21 protein-coding genes, 1 tRNA gene and 1 pseudogene are annotated in these 24,716 nt (G+C 58.1%); 11 read left to right on the top strand and 12 right to left on the bottom strand.

The genetic code is table 11. From position 1 onward, the window contains the following. Positions 1-12: 12 nt before the first annotated feature. The 3 genes from EQG66_RS04250 to EQG66_RS04240 all read left to right on the top strand — a co-directional run bounded on the left by EQG66_RS04250 (position 13) and on the right by EQG66_RS04240 (position 4,318). Positions 13-88: transfer RNA gene (locus EQG66_RS04250), tRNA-Phe, on the top strand. A 333-nt stretch (positions 89-421) separates the two neighbouring features. Next, positions 422-2,194: a DNA helicase RecQ gene (gene recQ / locus EQG66_RS04245; protein WP_129403309.1), complete on the top strand. Its 1,773-nt coding sequence runs from the start codon at positions 422-424 to the stop codon at positions 2,192-2,194. 234 nt (positions 2,195-2,428) lie between these two features. Continuing rightward, positions 2,429-4,318: an ABC-F family ATP-binding cassette domain-containing protein gene (locus EQG66_RS04240; RefSeq protein ID WP_129403308.1), complete on the top strand. Its 1,890-nt coding sequence runs from the start codon at positions 2,429-2,431 to the stop codon at positions 4,316-4,318. 396 nt (positions 4,319-4,714) lie between these two features. On the opposite strand, the gene EQG66_RS04235 is transcribed toward EQG66_RS04240, so the two are convergent. Then, a complete protein-coding gene (locus EQG66_RS04235; protein ID WP_164975581.1) occupies positions 4,715-5,914 on the bottom strand; it encodes an acyl-CoA dehydrogenase family protein in 1,200 nt (399 codons plus the stop codon). A gap of 61 nt (positions 5,915-5,975) precedes the next feature. Continuing rightward, the gene (locus tag EQG66_RS04230; protein ID WP_220428633.1) at positions 5,976-7,193 is read right to left on the bottom strand and encodes an amidohydrolase family protein; all 1,218 of its coding nucleotides are present in this window, start codon (positions 7,191-7,193) and stop codon (positions 5,976-5,978) included. 207 nt (positions 7,194-7,400) lie between these two features. On the opposite strand from EQG66_RS04230, the gene EQG66_RS04225 reads away from it, so the two are divergent. Further along, positions 7,401-8,093, top strand: coding sequence for a TetR/AcrR family transcriptional regulator (locus tag EQG66_RS04225; protein WP_129403306.1), 693 nt, complete (start codon positions 7,401-7,403; stop codon positions 8,091-8,093). A gap of 68 nt (positions 8,094-8,161) precedes the next feature. Here the strand turns inward: EQG66_RS04225 and EQG66_RS04220 are convergent, their stop codons facing one another. The 3 genes from EQG66_RS04220 to EQG66_RS04210 form a co-directional block, all read right to left on the bottom strand. Then, positions 8,162-10,363, bottom strand: coding sequence for a TonB-dependent receptor (locus tag EQG66_RS04220; RefSeq protein WP_164975580.1), 2,202 nt, complete (start codon positions 10,361-10,363; stop codon positions 8,162-8,164). Positions 10,364-10,438: 75 nt separating this feature from the next. Continuing rightward, positions 10,439-11,878, bottom strand: coding sequence for a sulfatase family protein (locus tag EQG66_RS04215; RefSeq protein WP_129403304.1), 1,440 nt, complete (start codon positions 11,876-11,878; stop codon positions 10,439-10,441). 252 nt (positions 11,879-12,130) lie between these two features. Further along, the gene (locus EQG66_RS04210) at positions 12,131-12,901 is read right to left on the bottom strand and encodes a TetR/AcrR family transcriptional regulator (RefSeq protein WP_129403303.1); all 771 of its coding nucleotides are present in this window, start codon (positions 12,899-12,901) and stop codon (positions 12,131-12,133) included. A 225-nt stretch (positions 12,902-13,126) separates the two neighbouring features. On the opposite strand from EQG66_RS04210, the gene mhpA reads away from it, so the two are divergent. From mhpA to EQG66_RS04195, 3 genes are read left to right on the top strand one after another with little or no spacing between them, the layout of a single operon-like run. After that, positions 13,127-14,740 (top strand): bifunctional 3-(3-hydroxy-phenyl)propionate/3-hydroxycinnamic acid hydroxylase MhpA, encoded by a 1,614-nt coding sequence (gene mhpA / locus EQG66_RS04205; RefSeq protein ID WP_129403302.1) that lies wholly within the window; start codon positions 13,127-13,129, stop codon positions 14,738-14,740. A 37-nt stretch (positions 14,741-14,777) separates the two neighbouring features. Beyond that, positions 14,778-15,635 (top strand): fumarylacetoacetate hydrolase family protein, encoded by an 858-nt coding sequence (locus EQG66_RS04200; RefSeq protein ID WP_129403301.1) that lies wholly within the window; start codon positions 14,778-14,780, stop codon positions 15,633-15,635. A 17-nt stretch (positions 15,636-15,652) separates the two neighbouring features. Next, a complete protein-coding gene (locus EQG66_RS04195) occupies positions 15,653-16,615 on the top strand; it encodes a VOC family protein (protein ID WP_129403300.1) in 963 nt (320 codons plus the stop codon). Here the strand turns inward: EQG66_RS04195 and EQG66_RS04190 are convergent. From EQG66_RS04190 to EQG66_RS04170, 5 genes are all read right to left on the bottom strand, one after another. Next, positions 16,561-17,379 carry an HvfC/BufC N-terminal domain-containing protein gene (locus EQG66_RS04190; RefSeq protein ID WP_129403299.1) on the bottom strand — a complete coding sequence of 273 codons (819 nt, stop codon included), beginning with the start codon at positions 17,377-17,379 and terminating at the stop codon, positions 16,561-16,563. The two genes, EQG66_RS04195 and EQG66_RS04190, sit on opposite strands and share 55 nt — an antisense overlap. After that, entirely contained in the window at positions 17,376-18,203 is an 828-nt protein-coding gene (bufB, locus tag EQG66_RS04185; RefSeq protein ID WP_129403298.1) for an MNIO family bufferin maturase, read from the bottom strand. Before bufB ends, EQG66_RS04190 begins: the two co-directional genes overlap by 4 nt. Before the next feature lie 60 nt (positions 18,204-18,263). Then, entirely contained in the window at positions 18,264-18,536 is a 273-nt protein-coding gene (gene bufA2 / locus EQG66_RS04180) for a BufA2 family periplasmic bufferin-type metallophore (protein ID WP_129403297.1), read from the bottom strand. A gap of 82 nt (positions 18,537-18,618) precedes the next feature. Continuing rightward, positions 18,619-19,260 (bottom strand): DUF1109 domain-containing protein, encoded by a 642-nt coding sequence (locus tag EQG66_RS04175; RefSeq protein WP_129403296.1) that lies wholly within the window; start codon positions 19,258-19,260, stop codon positions 18,619-18,621. Then, positions 19,257-19,796: a sigma-70 family RNA polymerase sigma factor gene (locus EQG66_RS04170; RefSeq protein WP_129403295.1), complete on the bottom strand. Its 540-nt coding sequence runs from the start codon at positions 19,794-19,796 to the stop codon at positions 19,257-19,259. The genes EQG66_RS04175 and EQG66_RS04170 overlap by 4 nt, the downstream gene beginning before the upstream one ends. 177 nt (positions 19,797-19,973) lie before the next feature. Between EQG66_RS04170 and EQG66_RS04165 the strand changes: the two genes are divergently transcribed. Next, complete coding sequence (locus EQG66_RS04165) at positions 19,974-20,237, top strand: BufA1 family periplasmic bufferin-type metallophore (protein WP_129403294.1); 264 nt, start codon at positions 19,974-19,976, stop codon at positions 20,235-20,237. Positions 20,238-20,426: 189 nt separating this feature from the next. Then, the gene (locus EQG66_RS04160) at positions 20,427-20,873 is read left to right on the top strand and encodes a DoxX family protein (protein ID WP_129403293.1); all 447 of its coding nucleotides are present in this window, start codon (positions 20,427-20,429) and stop codon (positions 20,871-20,873) included. A gap of 18 nt (positions 20,874-20,891) precedes the next feature. Here the strand turns inward: EQG66_RS04160 and EQG66_RS04155 are convergent, their stop codons facing one another. Then, a complete protein-coding gene (locus EQG66_RS04155; protein ID WP_129403292.1) occupies positions 20,892-21,566 on the bottom strand; it encodes an ABC transporter ATP-binding protein in 675 nt (224 codons plus the stop codon). Next, positions 21,559-22,809, bottom strand: a complete 1,251-nt coding sequence (locus EQG66_RS04150; protein ID WP_129403291.1) for a lipoprotein-releasing ABC transporter permease subunit — start codon at positions 22,807-22,809, stop codon at positions 21,559-21,561. Before EQG66_RS04150 ends, EQG66_RS04155 begins: the two co-directional genes overlap by 8 nt. A 449-nt stretch (positions 22,810-23,258) precedes the next feature. Here EQG66_RS04150 and sucC point away from each other — a divergent pair, with 449 nt between their 5' ends. Together sucC and EQG66_RS04140 are read left to right on the top strand one after the other, a co-directional pair. Next, a complete protein-coding gene (sucC, locus tag EQG66_RS04145) occupies positions 23,259-24,458 on the top strand; it encodes an ADP-forming succinate--CoA ligase subunit beta (RefSeq protein ID WP_129403290.1) in 1,200 nt (399 codons plus the stop codon). A 131-nt stretch (positions 24,459-24,589) separates the two neighbouring features. Beyond that, a pseudogene (locus EQG66_RS04140) lies at positions 24,590-24,716 on the top strand (electron transfer flavoprotein subunit beta/FixA family protein); the annotation flags it as partial.

Raw genomic sequence — 24,716 nt, 5'->3', positions numbered from 1 at the left:
CGTCGCGCGGATGCCCGGGTAGCTCAGTTGGTAGAGCATGCGACTGAAAATCGCAGTGTCGGCGGTTCGACTCCGTCCCCGGGCACCACTTTCTTTGCGCGATGCCGCCCGCCAGCCCATGCGCCGGTTCGATCTAGCTCCGCTTGACGGCGCCACTTTTTTGACATGCTAGAGCATCGTGCGCAAAAGTGGGAACCGGTTTTGCGCCAAAACGATGCGACAAAACAAAAACTTAGAGCGCTCTGACTGATCCAGATTTAACGCTGCGCGCTCTAAATCAATGGGCTGCACCAATTTCTCGGCCACTTTCCAAGGCGCTGCATTAGATGGAATATCTGCCCTGCCTTTCGAAAGACTGATCTAGCAGAAGAATTTACCGATGCTTTGCGTATGCACACCAGGCTCCCTATAGCCGCGGACGATGCGCATCAATCTTTTCAAAATACTCCATGATATATTTGGGTTCGAGACGTTTCGAGGCGTTCAGGAGAGCGTGATAGATCGGGTCATGGCCAGCCAGCGCACGCTGGCCGTTATGCCGACCGGTGCGGGCAAATCGCTTTGTTATCAATTGCCTGCCGTCGCCATGGAGGGATGCTGCGTCGTCGTCTCTCCCCTGATTGCACTGATGCATGATCAGCTGCGTTCGGCGCGCGCGCTCGGTATCCGCGCGGCGAGCCTGACATCGGTGGACGAGGACTGGCGGGAAACGCAGGGCCAGTTGCTCGCGGGTGATCTCGATCTGCTCTATGTCGCGCCAGAGCGGGCGAGCAACGAGGGGTTTCGCGCCTTGCTGGAGCGCGCGCGGATCTGCCTCTTCGCGATCGACGAAGCGCATTGCGTTTCCGAATGGGGGCATGATTTCCGCCCGGACTATCGTCTGTTGCGGCCGCTGCTGGATCGTTTCCCGCAAGTGCCCCGCCTTGCACTAACCGCCACCGCCGATGCCCATACGCGGCAAGACATTCTGGCACAGCTCGGCATCCCGGATGACGGTCTCATCATTTCCGGGTTCGACCGACCCAATATCCGCTACGTTGTGGAGCCGCGCGATGGGCCGGGACGGCAAATCGGCGACATCCTGGCTTCGAACCCCGGCCCCGGCATCATCTACACCCAGACCCGTGCGGCGACCGAAAAGCTGGCTGCGAGCCTGGGAGCGAAAGGACGGCCAGTCCTGCCCTATCATGCGGGTCTGGCTCCGGAAGTACGGGCAAGAAATCAAGCCGCATTCATCACCAGCGAGGATATGGTGATGGTCGCCACGGTCGCATTCGGGATGGGCATCGACAAGCCTGACGTGCGGTTCGTCGTTCATGCGGGGCTGCCCAAGTCGATCGAGAGCTATTATCAGGAAAGCGGACGTGCGGGGCGCGATGGCAGCCCAGCGGTGGCAACGCTGCTCTGGGGCGCCGAAGATTTCGTGCGTGCCCGTCAGCGCATCACCGAGGTTGAACAGGCCCGCCAGCAGGGCGAACGAGCGCGCATTGCCGCGCTGGGGGCGTTGGTCGAAACAGCAGGGTGCAGGCGCGCGGTGCTGTTGCGGCATTTTGGCGAAGACCCGCCGCAGATCTGCGGCAATTGCGACAATTGCCTTTCCCCGCCCGCCAGCATCGACGCCACCACCACCGCGCAAAAGCTGCTCTCCGCCGTCTATCGTACCGGCCAGAGTTTCGGCCTCACTCACATCGAAGCGGTGCTGACCGGCAAGAGCAACGACAAGATCATCCAGCGCCACCACGACAAGCTCACCGTCTATGGTATTGTCGGGCACGATGAGGCTGCGATGCTCAAGCCCGTTTCGCGTGCCCTGCTTGTGCGTGATGCCCTGCAGACCAACGAGCATGGCGGACTGATGCTCGGCCCCCAGGCGCGGGGCTATCTGCGCGGCGAGGAGGCGATAGCACTGGTGCTACCCCCCACGCGGGCAAAACGGGGGCGACGCAACAATGACATCAACCCCGCCGACGATCCGCTGTTCGAGGCGTTGCGGGCCTGCCGCCGTGCGCTCGCGATCGAGGCGGGCGTGCCGCCTTATGTGATCTTCCATGACAGCACCTTGCGCGAAATGGCGGAGCAACGCCCCCGCTCTGCTACCGATCTTGCCCGAATCACCGGCGTGGGTGAGCGCAAGCGAGAGGCGTATGGTCAGGCGTTTCTGGATGTGATCGCGGAGCATGTCGCCACCGCGTGACCGGCCCTGTGCGCACAATGATGGTCTGATGGCTGTCAAGATTCAGTCCAGATGGAGGCGAAAAGTCTGATTTTCGAGCATCTTGAATCGAGGCACGTGACTCGATTCAACGCAGCGTACTTAAGGCACGTGAGCACCGAAGCACAGAAAATCAGGCTTTGCAGGCCCATATGGGCTGAATCTATGCATAATGAAAAATAGCTATCTCCTGCATGGCTGTGCTAACGGCGCGCGATGCTGAGCTTTAATGACATCACGGTTCGTCTTGGCGGACGGACTATCCTCGATCGCGCCACTGCAGCACTGCCGCCGCGCTCACGCGTGGGGCTGATCGGCCGCAACGGCGCGGGCAAATCCACGCTGATGAAGGCGATCATCAGGCAGATCGAGCCGGATGGTGGCAGCATAGAGATGCCGCGTGGGACACGGCTGGGCTATATCGCACAGGAAGCGCCCAGTGGTAGCGCGACACCCTTCGAAACTGTGCTCGCCGCCGACACTGAACGTGCTGCGTTGCTGGCCGAAAGCGAGACGTGCGAAGACCCAGACCGGCTGGGCGATGTGCATGACCGGCTGATCGCAATCGATGCTTACAGCGCCCCCGCCCGCGCCGGCCGTATCCTGCTGGGGTTGGGCTTCGACGAAGAAATGCAGAACCGGCCTCTGGACAGCTACTCAGGTGGATGGAAAATGCGCGTGGCGCTGGGGGCGCTGCTGTTCTCCGCGCCAGACCTGCTTCTGCTCGACGAGCCATCGAACCACCTCGATCTCGAAGCGACGCTATGGCTGGAAAATTTCCTCAAGGAGTATCGCGCCACGATCCTCGTCATCAGCCATGAGCGCGATCTGTTGAACAATGTCGTCGATCATATCCTGCATCTGGAGAGCGGCAAGGTGACGCTCTATCCCGGCGGCTATGACGCGTTTGAACGGCAGCGCGCCGAGCGGCTGGCGCAGCTTGCCGCCGCCAGGGAAAAGCAGGACGCCGAGCGCGCCAAGTTGCAGGATTATGTCGCCCGCAACAGCGCCCGTGCCTCCACCGCCAAGCAGGCGCAATCGCGCGCCAAGGCGCTGGCACGGATGCAGCCGATTGCCGCCGCGCTCGAAGATCCCTCGCTGTCCTTCGCCTTCCCCGATCCGCCCGCTTTGCGGCCGCCGCTCATCACCCTCGATATGGCGGCTGTGGGCTATAGCGAAACGCCAATTCTCCAGCGCCTCAACCTGCGGATCGACCCGGATGACCGCATCGCTCTGCTCGGCAAGAACGGCAATGGCAAGACCACGCTCGCGCGCCTGCTCGCCGCGCAATTAACGCCGATGGAAGGCGAGATGGCGTCATCCGGCAAGATGAGCGTCGGCTATTTCACGCAATATCAGGTGGAGGAACTGGACACGGGCGATACCCCGCTGGAGCATATGACCCGCGCAATGAAAGGCGCGACACAGGGCGCGGTGCGCGCGCAACTGGGGCGCTTTGGCTTTTCGGGCGAGCGCGCGACGCAGAAGGTCGGCTCGTTATCGGGCGGAGAGCGGGCGCGGCTTGCTTTAGCGCTCATCACCCGCAACGCGCCGCATCTGCTGATCCTAGACGAGCCGACGAACCACCTAGATGTCGACAGCCGCGAGGCGCTGGTGCAGGCGTTGAACAGCTATTCCGGCGCCGTTGTGATCGTTAGCCATGATCGCCACATGATCGAGTTGGTCGCAGACCGGCTGGTGCTGGTCGATAGCGGGCAGGCGCAGCCCTATGACGGATCGCTGGAGGATTACACCGATTTCGTGTTGGGACGCGGCGGCGGTGCAGGCGGAACAGGCAAATCAGCCAAGTCAGACCGCAAGGCAGACCGTCGTTCCGCGGTCGCGGCGCGCGAGAAAGAGCGGAAGTTGCGTGACAGCGTCAAAAAAGCCGAGAACGAGTTTAGCCAGCTGACTGAACTGCGCACATCCATCGACAGGGCTATGTTCGACCCATCCTCAGTGGATGCCACATTGGCCGGTCTCACCATGACCGAATTGTTGAAACGCCGGGCGGACATAGATGCTCGTGTAGAGTTGGCGGAGCAAGAGTGGCTGAAGGCAACCGAAGCGCTTGAAGATTTTGATCGTGAGGAAAAGGCGGCATGATGTGGAACCGACCGCGGCGCGGAACGCACTAGGCCCAAGCCTTGATACAAGCCTGCATTTTCATTGCCCGGATAAACAAGTGAACTACAGGCATTGTAGCACAGGCTCCCTGGAACAACAGATTGACTGGCAAGGACACAGAGGCATGATCCGCCAGTACTGGCACGAACCGGCCGGCAGCAAGGGCATCAGCAGTCTGATAGCTCTGTAGATTTGGGGCTGTTGGGATTCAGCCCATATGGGCCTGCAACGCGACTGGCTCCGCATAGGCAAATGCTGCAATGAACGCTTCGACGGGCCGCTGCGCAACTCATTGCTTGATCACGAGTTTTATACGGCCCCGCCAAGGCATAGACGCTGATTGAAGCTTGGCAGAGTTATCAGACTATGCTCCACTCAAATCAGCATGAGTGGCGGCTCAACACCCGCAATCATCCGTCCATACATCTCATAGTTGCTGGGGGCGGATATCAATGGATGGAGGGTGCCCACTTTAACATCCTGCCACAACCTATTGCCAATATTGCTCAACCATGAGAAGGAACCACCGCTGACGGTGCCGAGTTGGTCTACACCCTCCCACATAAGCCGTTCGGCGAATGCGGTGTCGCGACGGATTTTCGCGCGTAGCTCTATCGGCATATATTCGGCCCTGTACGACCAGTCGTCCATCTCTCGCACCCCATCCTCGATCAACAGCCGTGCGGCTTCTATTTTGGCGGTGGCCTCTCCGATCTGAAGATGGGTGACCGGTGCTTCTGCGGCGTTCGTATAAGGCGTAAGTTTGATGTCCCGCTTAGGAAGCGTTTCGAGGAAATACTCCACCATGTGCTGGCTCGCGCCAATCAGTGGATAGGACAGGATGCTGGCCATCAGTGGCATGAACGCTACGCGTGGAGCAGCGCCCATATGTGTCCGGGGGTAGGTTCCGTCGGCGATCGGCACGAGAGGTATGATCCGTTCATTCGGAATGAAGACGTCCTCCATCGCGACATTGGTGCTGCCGCTGCCCCTGATTCCGCTCGTATTCCAGTCGTTGAGCAACTTCACATCGCTCATCGGGACCAGCGCGATTCCTGGGCCTATCTCATTTCCGTCAGCGTCGAACATGGGCACGCCGAGCAAATCCCACGTCGCCTCGTAGACCCCGGAATTGAAAAACCAGGTGCCCTTTTCGACATGTATGCCGCCCTTGACCGGTTTGATTTTAACCGCGCGTCCCGTGAAAATCCCCGCCAGCGTCGCATTGGGGTCAGCAAATACCTCATCGACAATGTGCTTTGGAAAATAGCTAGAAAAGGCCCAGTTGCAGGATGTGACCAGGGTAACCGCCCAGGCGACACCGGCATCGCCACGTCCGATTTCGACGACGGTGTCCATCCACGTTTTCATGTTTGCTTCGAGGCCGCCATATTGCGCCGGCACGGTCAATTTATAGGCGCCAGCCTCGCGCAGTTTTTCAACGATATGGGCCGGCGGCCTGGCTAGCCGGTCTGACTCTGCCTGTGCCGCACGCAGTTCGGGAACGAGTGCGCGCACTTTATCGACTACGCTGGGCGCTGCTGGCGCATTGGGAAGACTAGTAACCGTTGCCATTCGGAGACTCCTCATAATAGATTATTTGTCTATTTTGTTCTATCAGTGAATATCGGGATCGTCAAGCGACACCGTTAGAACCATCGACAACGAGGTTAACACCCAGCAAGTTGCTGGCGTTACGCCATGCGAACGCTTCCTTTTCGTGATGGGGTATTGGCAAGTTTTCCAGCCACGCACGCGCCCCGTTCATCGTCAGATATGGGTAGTCGATAGAGAAGACGACCCGCTCAATCCCCATAATCTCGCGTATGAATAGAAAGTGGGGGAGATCGAGCATTCCACTTGGCCCTACCCACACCTGATCGCGATAGGTCTGGCTGATGGTGCGCGAAAGTCCGGTTACTTCACGCGGCATGGTGTCATCCAGGCGTTGAAGGTAAAATGGCACCATTTCACCCCAATGCCCGCTGATTATCTTGAGATTGCGATGACGATCGAGAGCGCCGGAGAGAATCAGGCGAATAACCTGAATTCCCGCCTCGTGATGCCAGCCCCACCCGAAGAGCGGGAAACGCGCCTCCACTTCCGCGTTGAAGCCACCATAATAGGGCTCTCGCACGGCTTCCAGCGGGGCACCAGGGTGAATGTAGATCGGTGCATCGAGCCGCGCCAGCTGTGCCAAGACCGCATCGAAGCTTTCATCGTCAATGAATTTTTCATCGTGAGGACGGCCACTTAACAAGGTCGCCGGCAGCTTGAGCTCCTTCACACAGCGCTCTGCTTCGCGCACTGCGGCGTCCGGATCTTGCCATGGGAGAGTGAAAAAAGCGGAGAACCGTGCAGGATGGGCCGCGGCAGCGGTCGCAAGCCGATCATTGGTGGCTTTGATCAAGGCGTTTGCCTGCCCGACCGGCGCAAGTTGCGGCGCATTGCTGAGTGACATGACCTGCATGTCGATTCCGGCTGCATCCATCGCCGCAAGACGGACCTCGATCGGCGCGGTCGCAACCTTAATCGAGTCCGGAACAAATGTCAGACTTGGCCGATCAGGAGAAAAACGGGCTGGATCCTCTCGATAACGGCTGCCCAAACCCGCGAAATAAGGAATCTGTGCTACAAAGGCGGTCCTGGTTGCCTGAGCGATCGCAATGTCGTTGACATGCTCTTCAAGGCAGATGATCGGCATCTTCGCCTCACCTGTCGGTTCCCCGACCTTGTCCTCGGCCTTGGCGACAATCGGTGCCCCGCCAGCCGAAGCGGTGTTGGCCGAGAGGCCCAACCCGATCACAGCCGTACCCAGCAGCGCCTCACGGCGCGTGGCTTCAATTTCAGTCATAGTCTCTCCTCAATGGTCGCCTGTCTCGCCTTGTTCTCGCACCATTTACAAAAACGACACAATGATCAATATGAAATCCATAGGTGGACTGACTTGAGGCCGAGCAGGCAGTGCCGAAATTCTCCTGCGCCTTGCGAGGCATATGAACGACCATTTGCGGATCCGCGAATTGATGCTAGCCGGGGTGCGATGGAAACGATCGAGATAATGGATAGTGAGGACCATCGGGTCCGCGTGGCGAAAATACGCCGGGAGCGCATGACCGAGCGGCTGTTACAAGCAACGATGGAGTGCTATGCGGATCATGTACTGGCTGGCCCGCCTTCGGTTGACGAAGTCATCGTGCGTGCAGATGTATCTCGCGCGACGTTTTACAAATATTTCGTCTCGGTCGATGAGGCGATAGAGCGACGCGCCAGCGACCTTGTTGATGAGATGATCGAAAGTCTCAAGCATCTCGTTGGTGATCAGAAGCGACCGGTCATGCTGTTTACGATTTCGGTGCATCTGTTTCTGATGCGCAGCGTGCTCGACAGAACCTGGGCGGCTTTCGTCGCTCATAGCGATATGCTGCGTGCCGAAGGCGCTCTGTTCAACGGAATAACCCGGCATCTTGCGGAAGCCTCTGCTAATGGCGAAGTCCGTTTCGATGACGCTGTTGCAGCTCGAACACTGGCTATCGGAGCGATGCGGGAAGCCATCCGTTCCAATGCACGATCCGCAGACGTACGCCGCGAATTTGTGGACGGCATGATGTCGATGATACTTATCGGGCTGGGCGTAGAGCGCGAGGAAGCCAGCGCACTGGTGACAGAGGCGACAATCTTCATCCGGGGTGCAGCACCTGATCGCCTGGGCTGGTGGCGAGATCCCTGGCTACAACCGCGCGAAACTGTCTGATAAAATGTTTCACCTGTCACACTGAAAATCCCCGGCGCAGGCGATGTGCACCGGGGACCGCCAATCGATCAGAATTTCGTCTTGGCGCGAATACCAAAGGTGAGGGGGTTGCCCGGCCGCCCCCAATGGCCTGCCGGCGTCACGCCAGAGAAGCTGAAGACAGGTTCGTCTTCAAGGTTGTTGGCATACAGCTGGACTTCTATCGCCGAATCCGGTGACTGGTAAGTCACCCAGATATCCGTCGACATAGTGCCTTTTACCCGGCTGCCGATCACACCTGTTGTGTTCAATGTCTGCGCACTGCGGATACGCGTGCGAATACCCGGTGTTATCACGCCGCCGTTAGCGGTTTCCAACGCGTGTGTGTAAGACAGGTTGGCTGCCCATTTCGGCGCGAATGGAGTGTCTGCGCCACTCAGGTTGCTGGCGGGAATGTTAAAGGGACCGAACACAAATCCGGGCAAAGCGAACTCCTTCCAGGTGGAACGTGTATAGGTCAGGTTTCCACTCAAGGTGCCGCCATCCCCGATCCGGACCGAGGCATCAACTTCCGCGCCATAGCTTTCCTGCTTTGCTGCGTTATAGGTCACGAGGGCAAACGCGGGACGCGGGTTAACGAAGCCGAATTGAACCTGCTGGACATCGCGATAATCCCAGTACCATGCCTCCACATTGAGACGAACGCGCTTATTTGCGAAGCTGTTCTTCGAGCCAATTGTGAAAGCGGTCATGTTTTCCGGATCGAAGCTGTTAGGAAGATCGCCCGGATTTACAGGGGGGAGCCCGACATTAAATCCGCCCGCCTTATATCCAGTTGCGATTGAGGCATACAGCAGGCTATCCGGCGATACATCATACTCCAGACCCACACGGTAGCTGATATCTTCGAAGTTGCGGTGACCAATGGAGGGCAGCACAGGCTGGCCCGGCACAGGAACCTGGCTCAAGGTCAGGATTTGCACAAACCCGTCCAGATCCTTGGTTTCATTGGAATAACGCGCGCCACCCGTGATCCGGAACTGGTCGCTCAGATTCACTGTTACCTGACCAAATGCAGCATAGGATTTAAGGCTGAGCTTGTTGGTCTGTTCGCGCTGAAGAATTCCGGGACGCGACCCAATGTCTGTGTAGCCATCCTGTTTATCGTCAAGATACAGCCCCCCAAGGATCCAGCTGACTGCCTGATTAGCTGGAGACGCCAATCGCACTTCGACGCTTTTCTGCTTGTCATCGTTGTCGATGCGCTGCTCAAAACCACCGGTGTAGGTATGAGCAAGGTAGCTCGTGTCGAGATAGGCTGGGATAACCGTAAGGGTCGCAAAGCCCAGATCAGCCTCAAGCTCGGCACTCAGAATCAGGCTTTTCAGGTTCTGATTGCCGTCCGTTGGAACCTGGTCAAAAAAGTTAGGCGGGCCTGCCTTCACGAACCATGGGTCATTTGTAAATACCGTGCCATTCGGCGAGTTCAGCGATACGTCTCCCGATCCCTTTCCGTGGTCGCGATAGTAGCTGGCGGTCAACAGAAGGGAGATGTCGCTCGAAGGCTGGTAAAGCGCACGCAAACGACCGGCGTAATTGTCCGCGTCATTATATCCGTTGGACAGATAGCCATCGCGCTTCGTCGCCTGCACCGCGCCGCGCATGGCAAACGTATCAGACAGAGGCACGTTCAGCATCGCTTCACCACGAAAGAGATCGTAGTTCCCCGCTTCGATCTCTGCACTCCCTTCCAGTTTAAAACTTGGCCGGTTGGTAATGATGTTGATCGCGCCAACGGTTGAATTTCGACCATAGAGCGTCCCCTGCGGCCCCTTCACGACTTCAACCCGTGCAAGGTCATAATAAGCGCCGTTAACCGATACCGGCCTGGCGATGGCAATACCATCGATTGAATAGGCCGCCGCCGGGTCCGCTCTGACGTTCGCCACGGGTGCGCCCGCACCACGAACAAAAAGTGCAAGCTGCTGGCCGACAGTCGATAGTTGCACGCCGGTAGTCACATTGGTCAGCTTGGTAGGATCGTTAATCTGAGCTGCCGCCATCTGACTGCCAGACAGAACGGCAATAGCCAACGGCGTGTCCTGAACCGTGCCTTCACGGCGCTGTGCGGTGACGATGATCTCACCTTCAAACGGTGCAGCCTGCTCGGCTGCCGGTTCTGCGCCGGATGCCGCCGCTGTGGGGTTAGCCTCCTGTGCAAACGCCATGCCTGAAAACATCAGGCACGGCAGTAACGATACCGATGCGTAAAGTTTATCTGTCATGTTCATTTCTCTCTCCCCGAACTCTGTGTGTTGTAGAAAAAACCGTGAATAATTGTCTCTGAAGCGGCATTTGATCATAAACTAATCAATAGTTCCGCTGTGCATGACCGGCGACTTCACACCAAAATGGTCGGCCATTTCCTTCCCTGAAAAGCCGTGAGTGAAGGCTTTGGGATCGAGCGGTAGCATCTCCCTGTTCCATGAATGATAAGATGCCGTGAGCTGAGCGAAAATCGACGGATAACGCGCCTTCAGGTTCGCACGTTCGAGTGGATCGGCAACGACATCGAAGAGGAACTCCTCGTTCAGAATCTTCAGATATTTCCAGTTGCCCATGCGGCACGCCTGCTGATCGAAATTGAGGTAGCGCCAATACAGCGTGCGATCGACGGCTCCGCTTTTGCCAGACAAAGATGGCATGATGTTGATGCCGTCCGAAGATGCATCCATCGGCAAATTGACGCCAGCTGCGCCAAGCAGCGTGGGCAACCAGTCCATCGATATGGTGACTTGCTCACTGACTGAACCCGCCGGTATCTTGCCCGGCCAGCGGACGACAGCAGGAATACGGAGTCCCCCTTCCAGTAGTTCTCCCTTCCTGCCCGTGAAAGGCCACACATTGGAAAACCGCTCTCCGCCGTTATCGCTGGTGAATATGACGATGGTGTTGTCTGCAATGCCCTTGCGATCAAGCAGATCCAGAATACGACCGATCTGATAATCCATGCGAACGACCATGGCGGCATAGGTGGCCATGTCACCGCCATCGAAATGGGCCAAAGCACTCAGAGTCTTGTCCTTGCTCAGGCGTTCGGACACGGCTGCATCTTCCGGACCTTCCCACGGCCAGTGCGGTGCGGTGAAATGCAAGGACAGAAAAAAGGGATCCTTATCTGCAGAGCGACGCTCGATCATATCGAGAGCGCGCTGCCCGATAAGATCGGTCAGATAGCCGACCTCAGCAACAGGGCGATCATTATCCCACAGATCCGCTTGACCCAACGCAGCATGCGAAAAGTAATCCACGCCGCCGCCGCGTATGCCCCAAAATTCGTCATAACCACTTTTCAATGGGCCATAATCGGGCAGCGCTCCCATATGCCATTTACCGATAAGGCTGGTGTGATAGCCTGTATTGCGCAACAGCGATGGAAGCGTCGGTTGCTCCGGCGGCAAACCGTAGCTACTGGCCGGAGTCAACGGTTCTTCCAATCCGGCCCGAAGACGGTACTGATACCTGCCGGTCATCAAGGCGATGCGGGTTGCCGAACATACCGGTGAATTTGCATAAGCTTGAGTGAGCCGGACGCCTTCGCGCGCAAGACGATCAACGGCTGGCGTCCTATAGTCCTGACGACCATAGCAGCTAAGATCGGCATAACCGAGATCGTCGGCCATGATGAACACGATGTTAGGCTTTCTAGCCGAAGGTGCGGCCGCCCCCAAAGGGGCAAACGACAACGAAGACAGTGCCGCAACACCGATCCCGATCGCACCTCTCCGGTCTATGTTCAAAGCCACCTCTCCCGATTTCTGAACTCATTCTTGCAGTGTGCCGACTTGGGCATCTTGAGTTTCATTGATGTCAAAATGACACTAATGCTTTTATGATGTCAATCGAAAAGATTCTCGCCGCGAATTATGGCCGTGAATGAGCATCACAAGAAGGCGTCTGTGCCCCAATCGCACATGCGCAGAGCTTCATTCTATCAAGGATAAACCAGAAATTGAGAAAAGCCCCATGCTGGCATCGTCGATGCCTAGCCGTACTGGCTATATATCAGGCCGAAACTGTGCAGCGGGGCCGCCGGTTTTCCACCACGCCAATTTATCTGGTGCTAGGTCACACAGTCTTTGGAAACTGTGGGCCACAGATTTCTCTGCCTTATGATGTGACACCCCGAAGCTTTTGAGCACCATTGCTGCCATATCATGTATATAACTTACATCGTGCTGCCCGGCGATAATCCGCCGGATTGCCTCGTGTTTTGCCCCCATCAACAAATCAGCCGCCGTATCGACAGACTTGACGAAATAATCGCCAGTCTGGATACCCAACCGAATATCACCTTTGACTTTGCTCGCGATCTGGTTCTGCTCTCCATTCAGCAAATCCAGATGGATGATGAAAGCGCCCCAATTCGGATCAATCAAAGAGCGCGAAAGAAACGTCTGAAAGCCGGTTGCCGTGCGCAAAATTGGATCATCGAGGACGTCATATACCGATGCTATGCCGACGGTCATTTCCTCGGCCAGCTCAGAAGCAATTTCGATAACAGCTTCATCGAGCGTTTCGAAATATTTGTAGAACGTTCCGCGAGACACCTCGGCATGACGCACGACGTCTTCAATTACGGTTGAACCTGTCAGCTTGCGTCCAGAGCAAACTGCGATGATCGATTGCATAAGATGCGCACGCATCCGCTTCCGCTTCTCGCGCGCCACGCGAACACGATGATCCTCCTGCGGGACCGTGTCTACCGGCCCGGCAAGCGCGGATTTCTGCCGCGGCACCATGATTTTTTGCCCTGCCTTGCTAGTCATTGCCAGAACGAAGTAGCAGCATTTTCCTCGCGGTCAACGCTCAGCTCAATGCCACGGCGGAGCAGCGGGCCACTACTATGGCTGTTGTCAAAGGGCACTCATCCGAACGGATATCTCGATGAAGCAGCATATTTATCGCAGATACTGCCTTGACTTAGTAATATCATTACTGTCATTATGACAATCAGGACATTATAAGTTCAAGCCTAGGGGAGTGGGAGTGACATGAGCATCGACGTTTATGACGTTGTCCAGGTGGGCTACGGCCCCGTCAGTGAATCGTTGGCATTGATGCTGGGTCGCCAAGGTCGCCATGTCGCCGTCGTCGAGCGCTGGACGACGCGTTATCCGCTTCCCCGCGCCGTTTGCATTGATCACGAACTGTATCGGGTGCTGGCCGCCAACGGCATGGGGGAAATCCTGCCATCAGTCACTCAGCCAGGGCCATTATATCAATGGTTTAACGCCGACTGGAATGAGTTGCTGGTGATCGATTGGTCGTCACCATCTATATCGGGTGGGCCAGAAGTGAATTTCGTCCATCAGCCGACACTTGAGCAGGCGCTGGACGATGCCGTCGCCAAGCAACCAACGGTTGATCTGCATCTCGGCTGGGAAATGACAGAGGTGACGCAGGATGATAATCTCGTCCACGCTCGCCTGCGCCATTGTGAAACCGGCGAGGAAAAGACCATTTCCGCGCGATATCTGGTGGGTTGTGACGGTGCCAATTCACTGGTGCGCGAAACGATTGGCGGCGAACGTGAAGATCGCGGTTTCGAGGCGGACTGGCTGGTCATCGACGTGATGCTGAAAGATGGTGTGACGATCGAAAAGCTGGGGCTTCCCGCAGCGGGGCAATATTGCAATCCTGTCCGTCCTACCACCATCGTACCGGCAGGCATCCGCGGCGACAAGGTTTTCCGCCGCTGGGAATTCATGCGGCTTCCCGGAGAGCGGATCGAGGATCTGGAAAGCGAGGAAAAGGTCTGGAGCCTGCTCGAACGCTGGGCCGGCCCCAATGATATCGAAATCGTGCGTCACAAGGTATACAACTTCCGCTCATTGATGGCCAGCAAGTGGCGAGCAGGGCGGATTATGGTTGCGGGCGATGCCGCCCATGTGATGCCGCCCTTTATGGGCCAAGGCATGTGCGCGGGCATGCGCGACGCCTGGAATTTGGCATGGAAACTTGGTTTCATTCTCGATGGCAAGGCGGACGACAGCCTGCTTGATACCTACGAAATCGAACGACGCCCACACGTTAGCCAGGTTACCGACATTTCGATCTATCTGGGGAAGATAATCTGCATCCCTGACAGTCAGGCTGCTGCCGAACGTGACAAGGCCTTTCTCGATGGTTCTGCAGAGCCTCCTCCTCCGTTCCCTTCCCTTACATCAGGGATCGTGCGACGGGCAGAAGACGGCTCTCTTGCCAAGGGCGCGGGATTGCTGTCGCCCCATGTAACAATATCGCGAAATGGCAATCACATGCGCCTCGATGCGCTTATTGAGTCCAATTTTGCGCTTCACTGTCGCGGGGTGGACCCCCATTCATTACTGAGTCCTGAGGTAATCCAGACACTTATCGCACTCGATGTGAGAATCATATCATTCGATCAGTATACACCGGGCGGAGTCGTTGATCTTGATGGCAGGATGGACGCCTTTTTCGAGACTAATGGCTGGATTGCGATGTTAGTCCGACCGGATTTCTATGTTTATGGGGGGGCTGGCACATCCGACGATCTGCAATCATTGATTGATGATTTCTTGTCGGATCTAAGGGCTGCGGGGTTCGCCACGGCGGCGGCGCTCTTGGCAACCCAGCCCGACTGAAAACAGAACACACCAACTCTTGCAGGAAGCATGTGATATGAAGCTCATTCGTTACAGCCATGATGGTGAAACGCGCATCGGCGCACTCAAGGAACAAGGCGTTATCGACCTAGTTGCGGCTGGAGCGCCCTGGCGCTCGATCCGCGAAATCATTGAAGGCGGTGAGGATGCCCTTGCCGCTTTGAAGAATATCGTTGCGAGCGCCAAGCCTGTTTTGACACTCGACGCTGTCAAGCTACTCCCGCCCATCGAGCGCCCTGGCAAGTATCTCGCGATAGGCATGAACTATGCCAAGCACTTGGAAGAGGCGGACAAGCTCGGCATTGCCCGCAGCAAGCACCAGGTTTGGTTCAACAAACAGACCACATGCATTATCGGACCCTATGACGAAATCGAGCAGGGAGTGACCGAAAAGCTTGATTATGAAGTCGAGTTGGTTGCTGTAATCGGCAAGCCGGCCAAGGGCGTAACCGAATCTGAGGCACCGGCCCATATTTTCGGCTATTGTGTCGGCAATGACGTGTCTGCACGCGACTGGCAATTTCACTCGCCAACCTTCACGATGGGCAAATCATTCGATACGCATGGCCCGATCGGTCCCTGGATCGTAACCGCAGATGAAATTGCCGACCCTCACGCACTGAGACTGCGGAGCTGGGTCAATGGTGAGCTCCGGCAGGACAACAATACCGCCAACATGATCCATAATCTGTGGGCGCAGATTTCTTACTTATCAACCGCCTTCACACTGGAAAGTGGGGATCTGATCGCCACCGGAACGCCTGAAGGCGTCGGTGTCGGCATGGAGCCACAAGTGTTTCTGCAGCCGGGCGACCTCATCCGTTGCGAGGTGGAATCAATAGGTGCGATTGAAAATAGGGTCGCAAAGGTCTGACCAGAGGAGAGGATGTCATGGCGGTACTGGGGTTATTATCGGTCACGCTCGAAATTCCTGACATAGAAGCGGGTGTGCGCTTTTATTCCGATGCCGGGCTCAGTGCTACGGTGGAAGGCAACCGCGCCTATATGCGGTGCGAGACGCAGGATCGCGCGTCAATCGTCCTTGTTGGCGGCGCACCTCGGAAGCGCATTCATCACATTCAGCTTCGCGCAGAACGTCTCGATGAAATCGCCACAGCCATCCCTAGCCTGGGTGGACTGGTGACTGACGCGCCTGCCGGCTTCGCACCGGAAGGGCTTTGGGTGCGTGACCCCCACGGCATGATGTTTCACCTTTGCGAACATCCTGCTGACAGCGATCTGGCGATCCCACCCACCCCCTTCGAGATCAACGGACCGGGTCGTATTGTGCGCAAGCGCCGTTCAGCCATCATGCCGAAGCAAAGCTATCTACCCGTCAGGCCATTGCGGCTCGGCCATGTGCTTGTTTTTACGCCCGACGTCTTGGCAAGCGTCGAATTTGTAACTCAAGCCTTTGGAATGGGGTTAGCCGACCGGGCACAGGACATCATTGCGTTTACCTGCACACGCAACGACAGCGACCACCATGTTATCGCCTTTGCCAAATCAGGCGGCATTGGATTCCACCATGCCAGCTTCCAGGTGGCCGACCCAGATGAAGTCGGCCGGGGTGGTCGCGCATTGCTCGCAAAGGCGGGCCTTGGCGACTGGGGCTTCGGGCGGCACACTATCGGATCGAACTTCTTTCACTATATTCAGGACCCCTGGGGCTCCTGGTTCGAATATTATGCCGATATCGACCACATAGACGATTATTCCGCTTGGACACCCACGAACTACAGCATGGAGGATGCGCTAGCGAGTTGGGGACCTGAAGTCCCGCAAGATTTCGTACACAACTACGAGTTGGATGGCGCGCCATTCCCGCGCGAATCCATAGGTAGCTTAGGATGAGGACTCATTGATTGAGCCAGATGAAAACGGTCTAGCAGGCCTTCTGCAGCCCAGCGCGCCAACCAAGTGCCTGCCGTTTTGATGCCATCCGCCTCGCCAAACGCCTCGACCAACCGGGTGCAGACATCGGCAAATGCTATGCCTTCGAGCATGTCACGCACCAGTTGGTCTTCAACTGCGTCAAGAACGCGAAAGCAGGACGTGTGCCCCGCGCGCCAGACGAGTAAAATAGCGGGTACGGCCAAGGTTTCGGGTGATGGCGGCTCCCGATCCGACGACAATGCCGACCATATCGCCGCCGCGTTGGTGAAGACCGTTAACAGCCGAGCGGTAGGGACAAGGCGCAGCATGGCGATGTCCCAATCTATGCTGGCCAGTTGACCGGATGCGAGCGCGGCAGCATCCGGCCCGACAAACGCGTCCGTGAGCGCCTGTTCCAGCACAGCCAGTTCCGCGACTTCGGGATCATCCGGGAAACACGCGGACAGTGCGGCGGGTAAATGCGCGGCATAATGATCGAGTGACCAGCTATCCGGCGGACGAGCGTCAATCAGGGTCGCGGCGACGGATCGAAACGGTTGATTGCCGATCCATGCGAGCGTCTGCGGGAAGCTTTCCTCAAGGCAGGCCATCAGCGATGCACGATAATTGTTCTGATAGACCAGAAGCCCGGCCTGCGCCTCAGGCTCGAAGCGGGCGGCAACATCATCAGAGCCGGTTGTAAGCCACTCACGAAAATCGCTCTGGAGCGCAAGCAGGCTCATGCCGCCGCTTTCTCTGGCAACAGCGCCCGCGCCATGTCGAGTTCGGCCATCAGATCGGCAAGTGGAGGAATATCATCATCACGCTCAATCATCACAGCGACAGGCCCGGCGCGCTCCATAACATGCGCGAACAATGACCACACAGGCGCAGGCACCGGCTTGTCATGCGTGTCGATCAGCAGGGTTTCTCCCTGACTGTGCCCGGCGAGATGGATCTGGCGCACACGGTCCATGGGCATCCCGGCAGTGTATGCGAAAGGATCAAAGCCATGATTGACCGCGCTGACATAGATATTGTTGACATCGAGCAGCAGGTCGCAGCCAGTGCGGTCGCTGACGGCGTGGAGGAAATCCCACTCGGTCATTTCGGATTGCGCGAAGCTGATATAGCTGGACGGATTTTCGATCAGCATCGTCCGGCCCAGAGCATCCTGCGCCTCAGATATGTTGACGCAGACGATATCGAGCGCCTCAAGAGTATAGGGGATAGGGAGAAGATCGTGGGAGTTGAACGCCGGAGTGCGCGACCAGCTTAAGTGGTCCGACACGAACAAAGGTTCTATCTCATCCACCAGCGCGCGCAAACGGGATAGATAAGCACGATCCAGCCCATGCGCCGAACCGACAGACATGGATACGCCATGTAGTGCTATCGGATAGCGCTCTCGCACCTTATGCAGAATATCGCGCGGGCGCCCGCCGTCGATCATGAAATTCTCGGAAATGACCTCGACAAAATCGACCGGAACATCGGTTTCCAGAAATTCGGCATAATGCGGTTTGCGCAGGCCAAGGCCAAAGCCGGAAAAAGACGGGGCGGACATCAGGCACCTCCGACATGCTGGTGTCGCCGCCTCGGATGAAGCGACGACACGCAGCGCAAATTACTTCTGCTCGGTCAGGCTGCCACCAGCGGCCTTGCACTGCTTTGCGGTCATGGTCTTGAAACCATGCCCCTTGCATTCGTTCATGCCCTTGCAGTCATTATGCGCGGTTTTGCAGTCCGACGTGCCCTTGCAGGTATTGATGCCATAGCAGTGAACCTGCTTGTCAGCGTCTGCAGCAGCGGCAACGGCCGGGGCGGCAACCGCGGCGGCGGCAACAGCGACGAGGGCGGCGCTGGTGGCAAGGCTGATGCCGGAATTCAAACTGTTCATACTGGTCTCCTGAAAATACGTATGCCGGGTCGGCCTCTGTTATTCGGGTGGATCAGGAGGCTGGTTACAGCGCCTGCCAAAATTACCAGCGCATCAGGCGCGGGCCGAGAACAGCACCCGCCAGAGTCGCAAGGCTGATACCCAGAGTATACCATGTGAGTACGAAAATCGCGGAGACTTCCGGGCAGTGCAGGCAATAGAGCGTAGCCGCCCAAGCGCCCGCCGTTAGCCCTGCCGTCGCCCCGGCAGCGCGCAACCGCGTGGGAGCGAGGCGGCGGAAGGACCAGAGCAAGCCGCCGAAGATCGGCAACGACAGCATGAAGACGATCGAAGAGCAGACGCTCCAGGTCTCCCCCAGCCACATGGCGAGCCATTGCGCAGACGGCACCCGGCTCATCTCGAAAATGCCAATGGCAGTGAGCAAAGCCACAGGAAGCGCCATGACCCACAGCCAGCCGAGCGTGCCGCTGTCTGGCCGGGCAAGCCGCGTTGTCGCCACCACCGCGCAGATGCCAAGCGAGAGGGTATAGCCCCATTTTACCCAGAACGAGTAATGGCGCATGGCGACATCAAGTTGCGGATTAAAGCCAAGCCACAGGCCGATCAACAGTATCGTACCTATGGCCCCCAATGCTATCCCCGCGACAAGGCGGCGCCCGACAGCATGGCGAGACACGGGCGCAACGTCGCTGGCAAGAGCCTCTATGAGTTGATCGGTATTCATGTCACATCGCCTCTTATGCGGGCCGCGAGCGCCTTCAGCCCACGATGCACCGATATTTTTACGTCAGATTCGCCTATATTAGCCCGCGTTGCGGCTTCGACCGTGCTCAGCCCTTCAAGCCGGGTGGCGCGAATAGCCTCTGCCTGCTTTGCGGGCAGCTCACCCAACAGCCGATCGATATCCATCCGCGCACCACTCTCATCCTCAAATCCTTCGGCGATGAGGATGTCTTCAAGGCCCTCCATCGTGCAGGTGCGGCCCCCTCTGCGGAAATGGTCGATCATCTTGTACCGCGCGATCGCAAACAGCCAGCCACTGAACAGACGTTCCCGGTCATAGGTCGCCCGGCGCGTATGCACAGCAATCAGCGTCTCCTGAATCAGATCGTCGATGTCGCCCTGCCCATCTTGCATCCGCCGCCTGTAAAATGCTTCCAATATGGGAACGAGCGCGCGCAACAGGCGCGCCTGACATGCAGCGTCGCCATCCAGCCCGCCTATCATCCATGCCTTGAGCTGTGTTTCGCTGGCCCGCATTTGTGCTCCCGCTCAACCCTTCGTTTGCGAAGGACGAATGGTTACACTTCAACCAGCGAAATGGAAAAAATAAATAATGTAACCATTCGGGAAGGACTGCCGAATTGCTCCTCGTCAACCGGGCCGCACCGCGACCCATGACACCCAAACCCTATTCACACGGACAGGAGCACAATCATGAACATCACCCAGACCGCAGCAGCAGCAGCCCTCGCCTTCACTCTCGTTAGTGTCGCGCATGCCGCCGACAAGCCCAAGACCGAAAAATGCTATGGCGTCTCGCTTGCCGGCAAGAATGACTGCAAGGCAGGCGCTGGCACAAGTTGCGCGGGCACCTCGGTCAAGGATTATCAGGGCAACGCGTGGAAGGCTGTCAAGGCGGGCACCTGCACCAAGATCAAGACCCCCAAGGGTATGGGATCGCTGACGCCACAAGCCTGATCGGCACAGGCGCCCCCATGCTTGGAGAGCGATTTCCAGTCAGATGGTATCATCGGACGATTCAGAAATCGCGGTAAAACAAAGAATAAGAGCAGTCGATCTGATCCCATCAAATCGCCTGTTCTGGGCCCGGACGACCACCCCCCTACGTCCGGGCCATTCCTATTAACTGATACGGAGGATGCACTGATGAAGACGCTCATCTCGCTCTATTCCGGCGCGGCGAACCTTGCGGAACGGCTATTGCCAGAGTCATTGCTACTACTCATCGCGCGGCTTGGCGCAGCGGCAATTTTCTTCCTTTCCGGTCGCGCCAAGGTGGAGGGTTGGTTTACAATTACCGATGGCACATTCGATCTGTTCGCGACCGAATATGCGCTGCCATTGATCCCTCCGCACATTGCCGCTTATGCCGCGACCATCTCGGAGCATCTGTTTTCGATCTTGTTGGTGCTAGGCCTGTGTACACGCGGCGCGGCGCTGGGTCTGCTCGGCATGACGCTGGTGATCCAGATTTTCGTCTATCCCGACGCATGGCCCACGCATCTGAGCTGGACGGGCCTGTTGCTGCCGCTGCTCGCCAAGGGAGCCGGAGCATGGTCGCTGGATCGCCTGCTCAGCCGCAGAGCAGCCTGAACGAAGCGCTGTAATGTCTTACTCTAGCAGCCCCTCGTGCAGCCGCACCACGCGGTCCATCCGCGCGGCAAGGCGCTCGTTGTGCGTGGCGACCAAGGCAGAGCTGCCTTCCTCGCGCACGAGGCGCAGAAACTCGTCGATCACCACGTCTGCCGTGCGCTCGTCGAGATTACCGGTTGGCTCATCCGCCAGCACGAGTGCCGGGCGGTTGGCGAGCGCGCGCGCCACGGCCACGCGCTGTTGCTCACCGCCCGATAGCTGGCTCGGCTTATGCTCCATCCGCTGCGCCAGGCCGAGCGCGCCGAGCAGGTCGGCCGCACGCCCCATCGCCACAGCATCCGCCACATCGCGCACCATCTGCGGCAGCATGACATTTTCCGCAGCCGTGAAATCCGGCAGCAGATGGTGGAACTGATACACGAAGCCCAGCGCATCGCGGCGCAGGCGAGTGCGCTCGTCGCCCCCCAGCTTGGCTGCCTCCTCGCCCAATATGCGGATTGAGCCTTCGAAACCGCCCTCAAGCAGCCCAACAGCCTGCAACAGTGTAGATTTGCCGGAGCCGGACGGCCCCAACAGCGCCACAATCTCTCCGCGCGCGATCGAGAGGTTGACGCCGCGCAACACCTCGATCGTCACCCCGCCCTGGGTGAAGGCGCGCTTCAGGTCGCGCACGATCAGCACCGGCTCATTCATAGCGCAGCACCTGCACCGGGTCGGTATTCGCGGCCTTGAACGCCGGATAGAGCGTAGCGAGGAAGCTGAACCCCACCGCCATCAGGCAGATGACGACGATCTCCACCGGGTCCGGGCGCGAGGGCAGCTCGGCCAGAAAGCGCACCGAAGGATCCCAGATATTCTGTCCGGTGACAAGCTGGATGAAGGCCACCACCTTCTCCCGGAAGAACAGGAAGACAAACCCCATCACCACGCCCGCCGCCATACCGAGCGAGCCGATTGTCACCCCCACGGTCACGAAAATCTTGAGCAGCGAGGAGCGCCGCGCACCCATCGTCCGCAATATCGCGATGTCGCGCGTTTTGGCTCGCACCAGCATGATGAGCGACGAGAGGATATTGAAGACCGCCACCAGAATAATGAGCGAGAGCACGACGAAGCTGACGATCCGGTCCACCTGCAGCGCCTCGAATAGCGAGGCATTCATCTGCCGCCAGTCGGTGACAACAGCGCGCCCCTCCACCTTATCCGCCAGAGGGGCGAGGATAGTCGCCACATTGTCGGGATCGTTCGTCGTCACCTCAATCATGCCGACGACATCGCCCAGCAGCAGCAGTTGCTGTGCATTTTCCATCGGCATCACGACAAACGCCTTGTCATAGTCATAAACGCCGATCTCGAAAACCGCGCCGACCTGATAGCCGATCTCGCGCGGCACGGTGCCGAACGGCGTTGCGCGGCCCGCCGGGTTGATGATCGAGATCGTGTTGCCCACCGTCACGCCGAGATTGTCTGCCAAACCCGCGCCGATGGCGATGACGTTGCGACCCGGCGCGAGGTTATCCATGCTGCCGACCTTAACCTTGCCCTTGAGCGAGTCATTTGTGCCGATGTCGTCCATCGTCATGCCGCGGACCAGCACCGCCTCTACCCTGCCATTGAAATTGGCAAGCAGCGGTTGCTCGATCAGCGGCGTGGCGCGTACGACGCCGGGCGTGGCCTTTGCTTCAGCCATCACTTGCCGCCAGTCTGGCAGGCGCCCGCCATAGCCCTGCACCACCGCATGGCCATTCAGCCCCACGATCTTGTCGAAAAGCTCGGCGCGGAATCCGTTCATCACGCTCATTACGATGATCAGTGCGGCGACGCCCAGCATCACCGCAACAAGGCTGATCCCCGCCACCAGAAAGATGAAGCCCTCGCCCTTGCCGGGCAGGAGATAGCGTCTGGCGATCATCCGTTCGAAACGGCTCAGAATCATGGGGTATTGCCTCCGGACATCGCGCAGAAAAGCTCTAGGGACACGGAAGGACGCTGGCAAGCCGATTGGGGCGCGCAGCCCTGTGGCGAAATTGACACAGCACCGCGGCAAAAATGATTCTTAACCCAATTTGAAGGATGACAAGAGCCGGTTCTCGCCATAGTGATTTCCATCGAACATAGGACTTAAAAAATGGCCATGGTTCAGGGATACCGTGCCCCCAGCGCGACTGCAGGGGCGCGATGGGGAGGATGGACACAATAAAAGGGAACAGGCGCTTAAGCGCTGAAAGCCCGGATCGCTCAAGGGGGGCGATCCGGGTTTTTCTTTGCCCATTTCAGACCGCATTTTGCAACTTTGCAAAGTCCATTTGCGAAATCTTCCTATGCGCGCGTGCTACACTGTGCTTTGAGGCGCCATCATAAATTCGCCCGACACAGGAGCACGCGATGAACATTCATGAGTATCAGGCCAAGGAACTGCTTGCGAAATATGGCGCGCCGATCGCCGCCGGTCATGCCGCGTTCACAGTGGAGGAAGCTGTTGCCGCCGCAGGCAAGCTCCCCGGCCCTCTCTATGTCGTGAAGGCACAGATCCACGCGGGCGGGCGCGGCAAGGGCAAGTTCAAGGAGCTCGGCCCCGATGCCAAGGGCGGCGTGCGCCTCGCCAAGACGCTGGACGAGGTGAAGGCCGCGGCGACCGACATGCTCGGCAATACGCTGGTCACGATCCAGACCGGCCCGGCAGGCAAGCAGGTCAACCGCCTCTATGTTACGGATGGCGCGGACATCGCCAAGGAGTTCTACCTGGCGCTGCTGGTTGACCGCGCCACCGGTCGCATCGCGATGGTCGCCTCCACCGAAGGCGGCATGGACATTGAGGAGGTTGCGCACAGCACGCCAGAGAAGATCCACACCATCGCCATCGATCCCGCGACCGGCTTCATGCCGCATCATGGCCGCCGCATCGCCGCCGCTCTCTCGCTGACCGGAGATCTCGCCAAGCAGGCCGCCAAGGTCGCTTCCTCGCTCTATGCCGCGTTCCTAGGCACCGATGCCAGCCAGATCGAGATCAACCCGCTCGCCGTGACCGAGCAGGGCAATCTTCTGGTGCTCGACGCGAAGGTCGGCTTTGACGGCAATGCGCTGTTCCGCCATCCGGACCTGATGGAGCTGCGCGACGAGACCGAGGAAGACCCGGCTGAGCTGGAAGCCAGCAAATATGATCTGGCCTATATAAAGCTCGATGGCGACATCGGTTGCATGGTCAATGGCGCTGGTCTCGCTATGGCGACGATGGACATCATCAAGCTGAACGGCATGTTCCCGGCCAACTTCCTCGATGTCGGCGGCGGCGCCAGCAAGGAGAAGGTGACGGCGGCGTTCAAGATCATCCTCGCCGATCCGGCCGTGAAGGGCATCCTCGTCAACATCTTCGGCGGCATCATGAAGTGCGACATCATCGCCGAGGGCATCGTCGCCGCCGCGAAGGAGGTGAACCTCTCGGTCCCGCTGGTGGTGCGCCTTGAAGGCACCAACGTACATATGGGCAAGGATATCCTCGCCAGCTCCGGTCTGCCGATCGTCTCTGCCGATGATCTCGGCGATGCCGCCAAGAAGATCGTGGCGCAGGTGAAGGCGGTTTCCTGATTCGCAGCATGGGCGGCCTTTGACGCTACGGCAAACGAGGCTGCCGCCTTACGCTTGCGTAAAGCATGCAAAACGCGCATGTAGCGCGGCGATGACACTCCCCAGGGTGGACGCGAACTGGAGGTAATGACATGAAACTTCTTGTACCCGTGAAGCGGGTGATAGATTATAATGTGAAGCCGCGTGTGAAGGCGGACGGGACTGGTGTTGATCTTGCGAATGTGAAGATGAGCATGAACCCGTTTGACGAGATCGCGG

Source organism: Sphingobium fluviale (assembly GCF_004122115.1).
Lineage (GTDB): Bacteria > Pseudomonadota > Alphaproteobacteria > Sphingomonadales > Sphingomonadaceae > Sphingobium > Sphingobium fluviale.
Note: the sequence above shows the minus strand (reverse complement) of the source record. Positions and strands in the feature narration are given on the sequence as shown.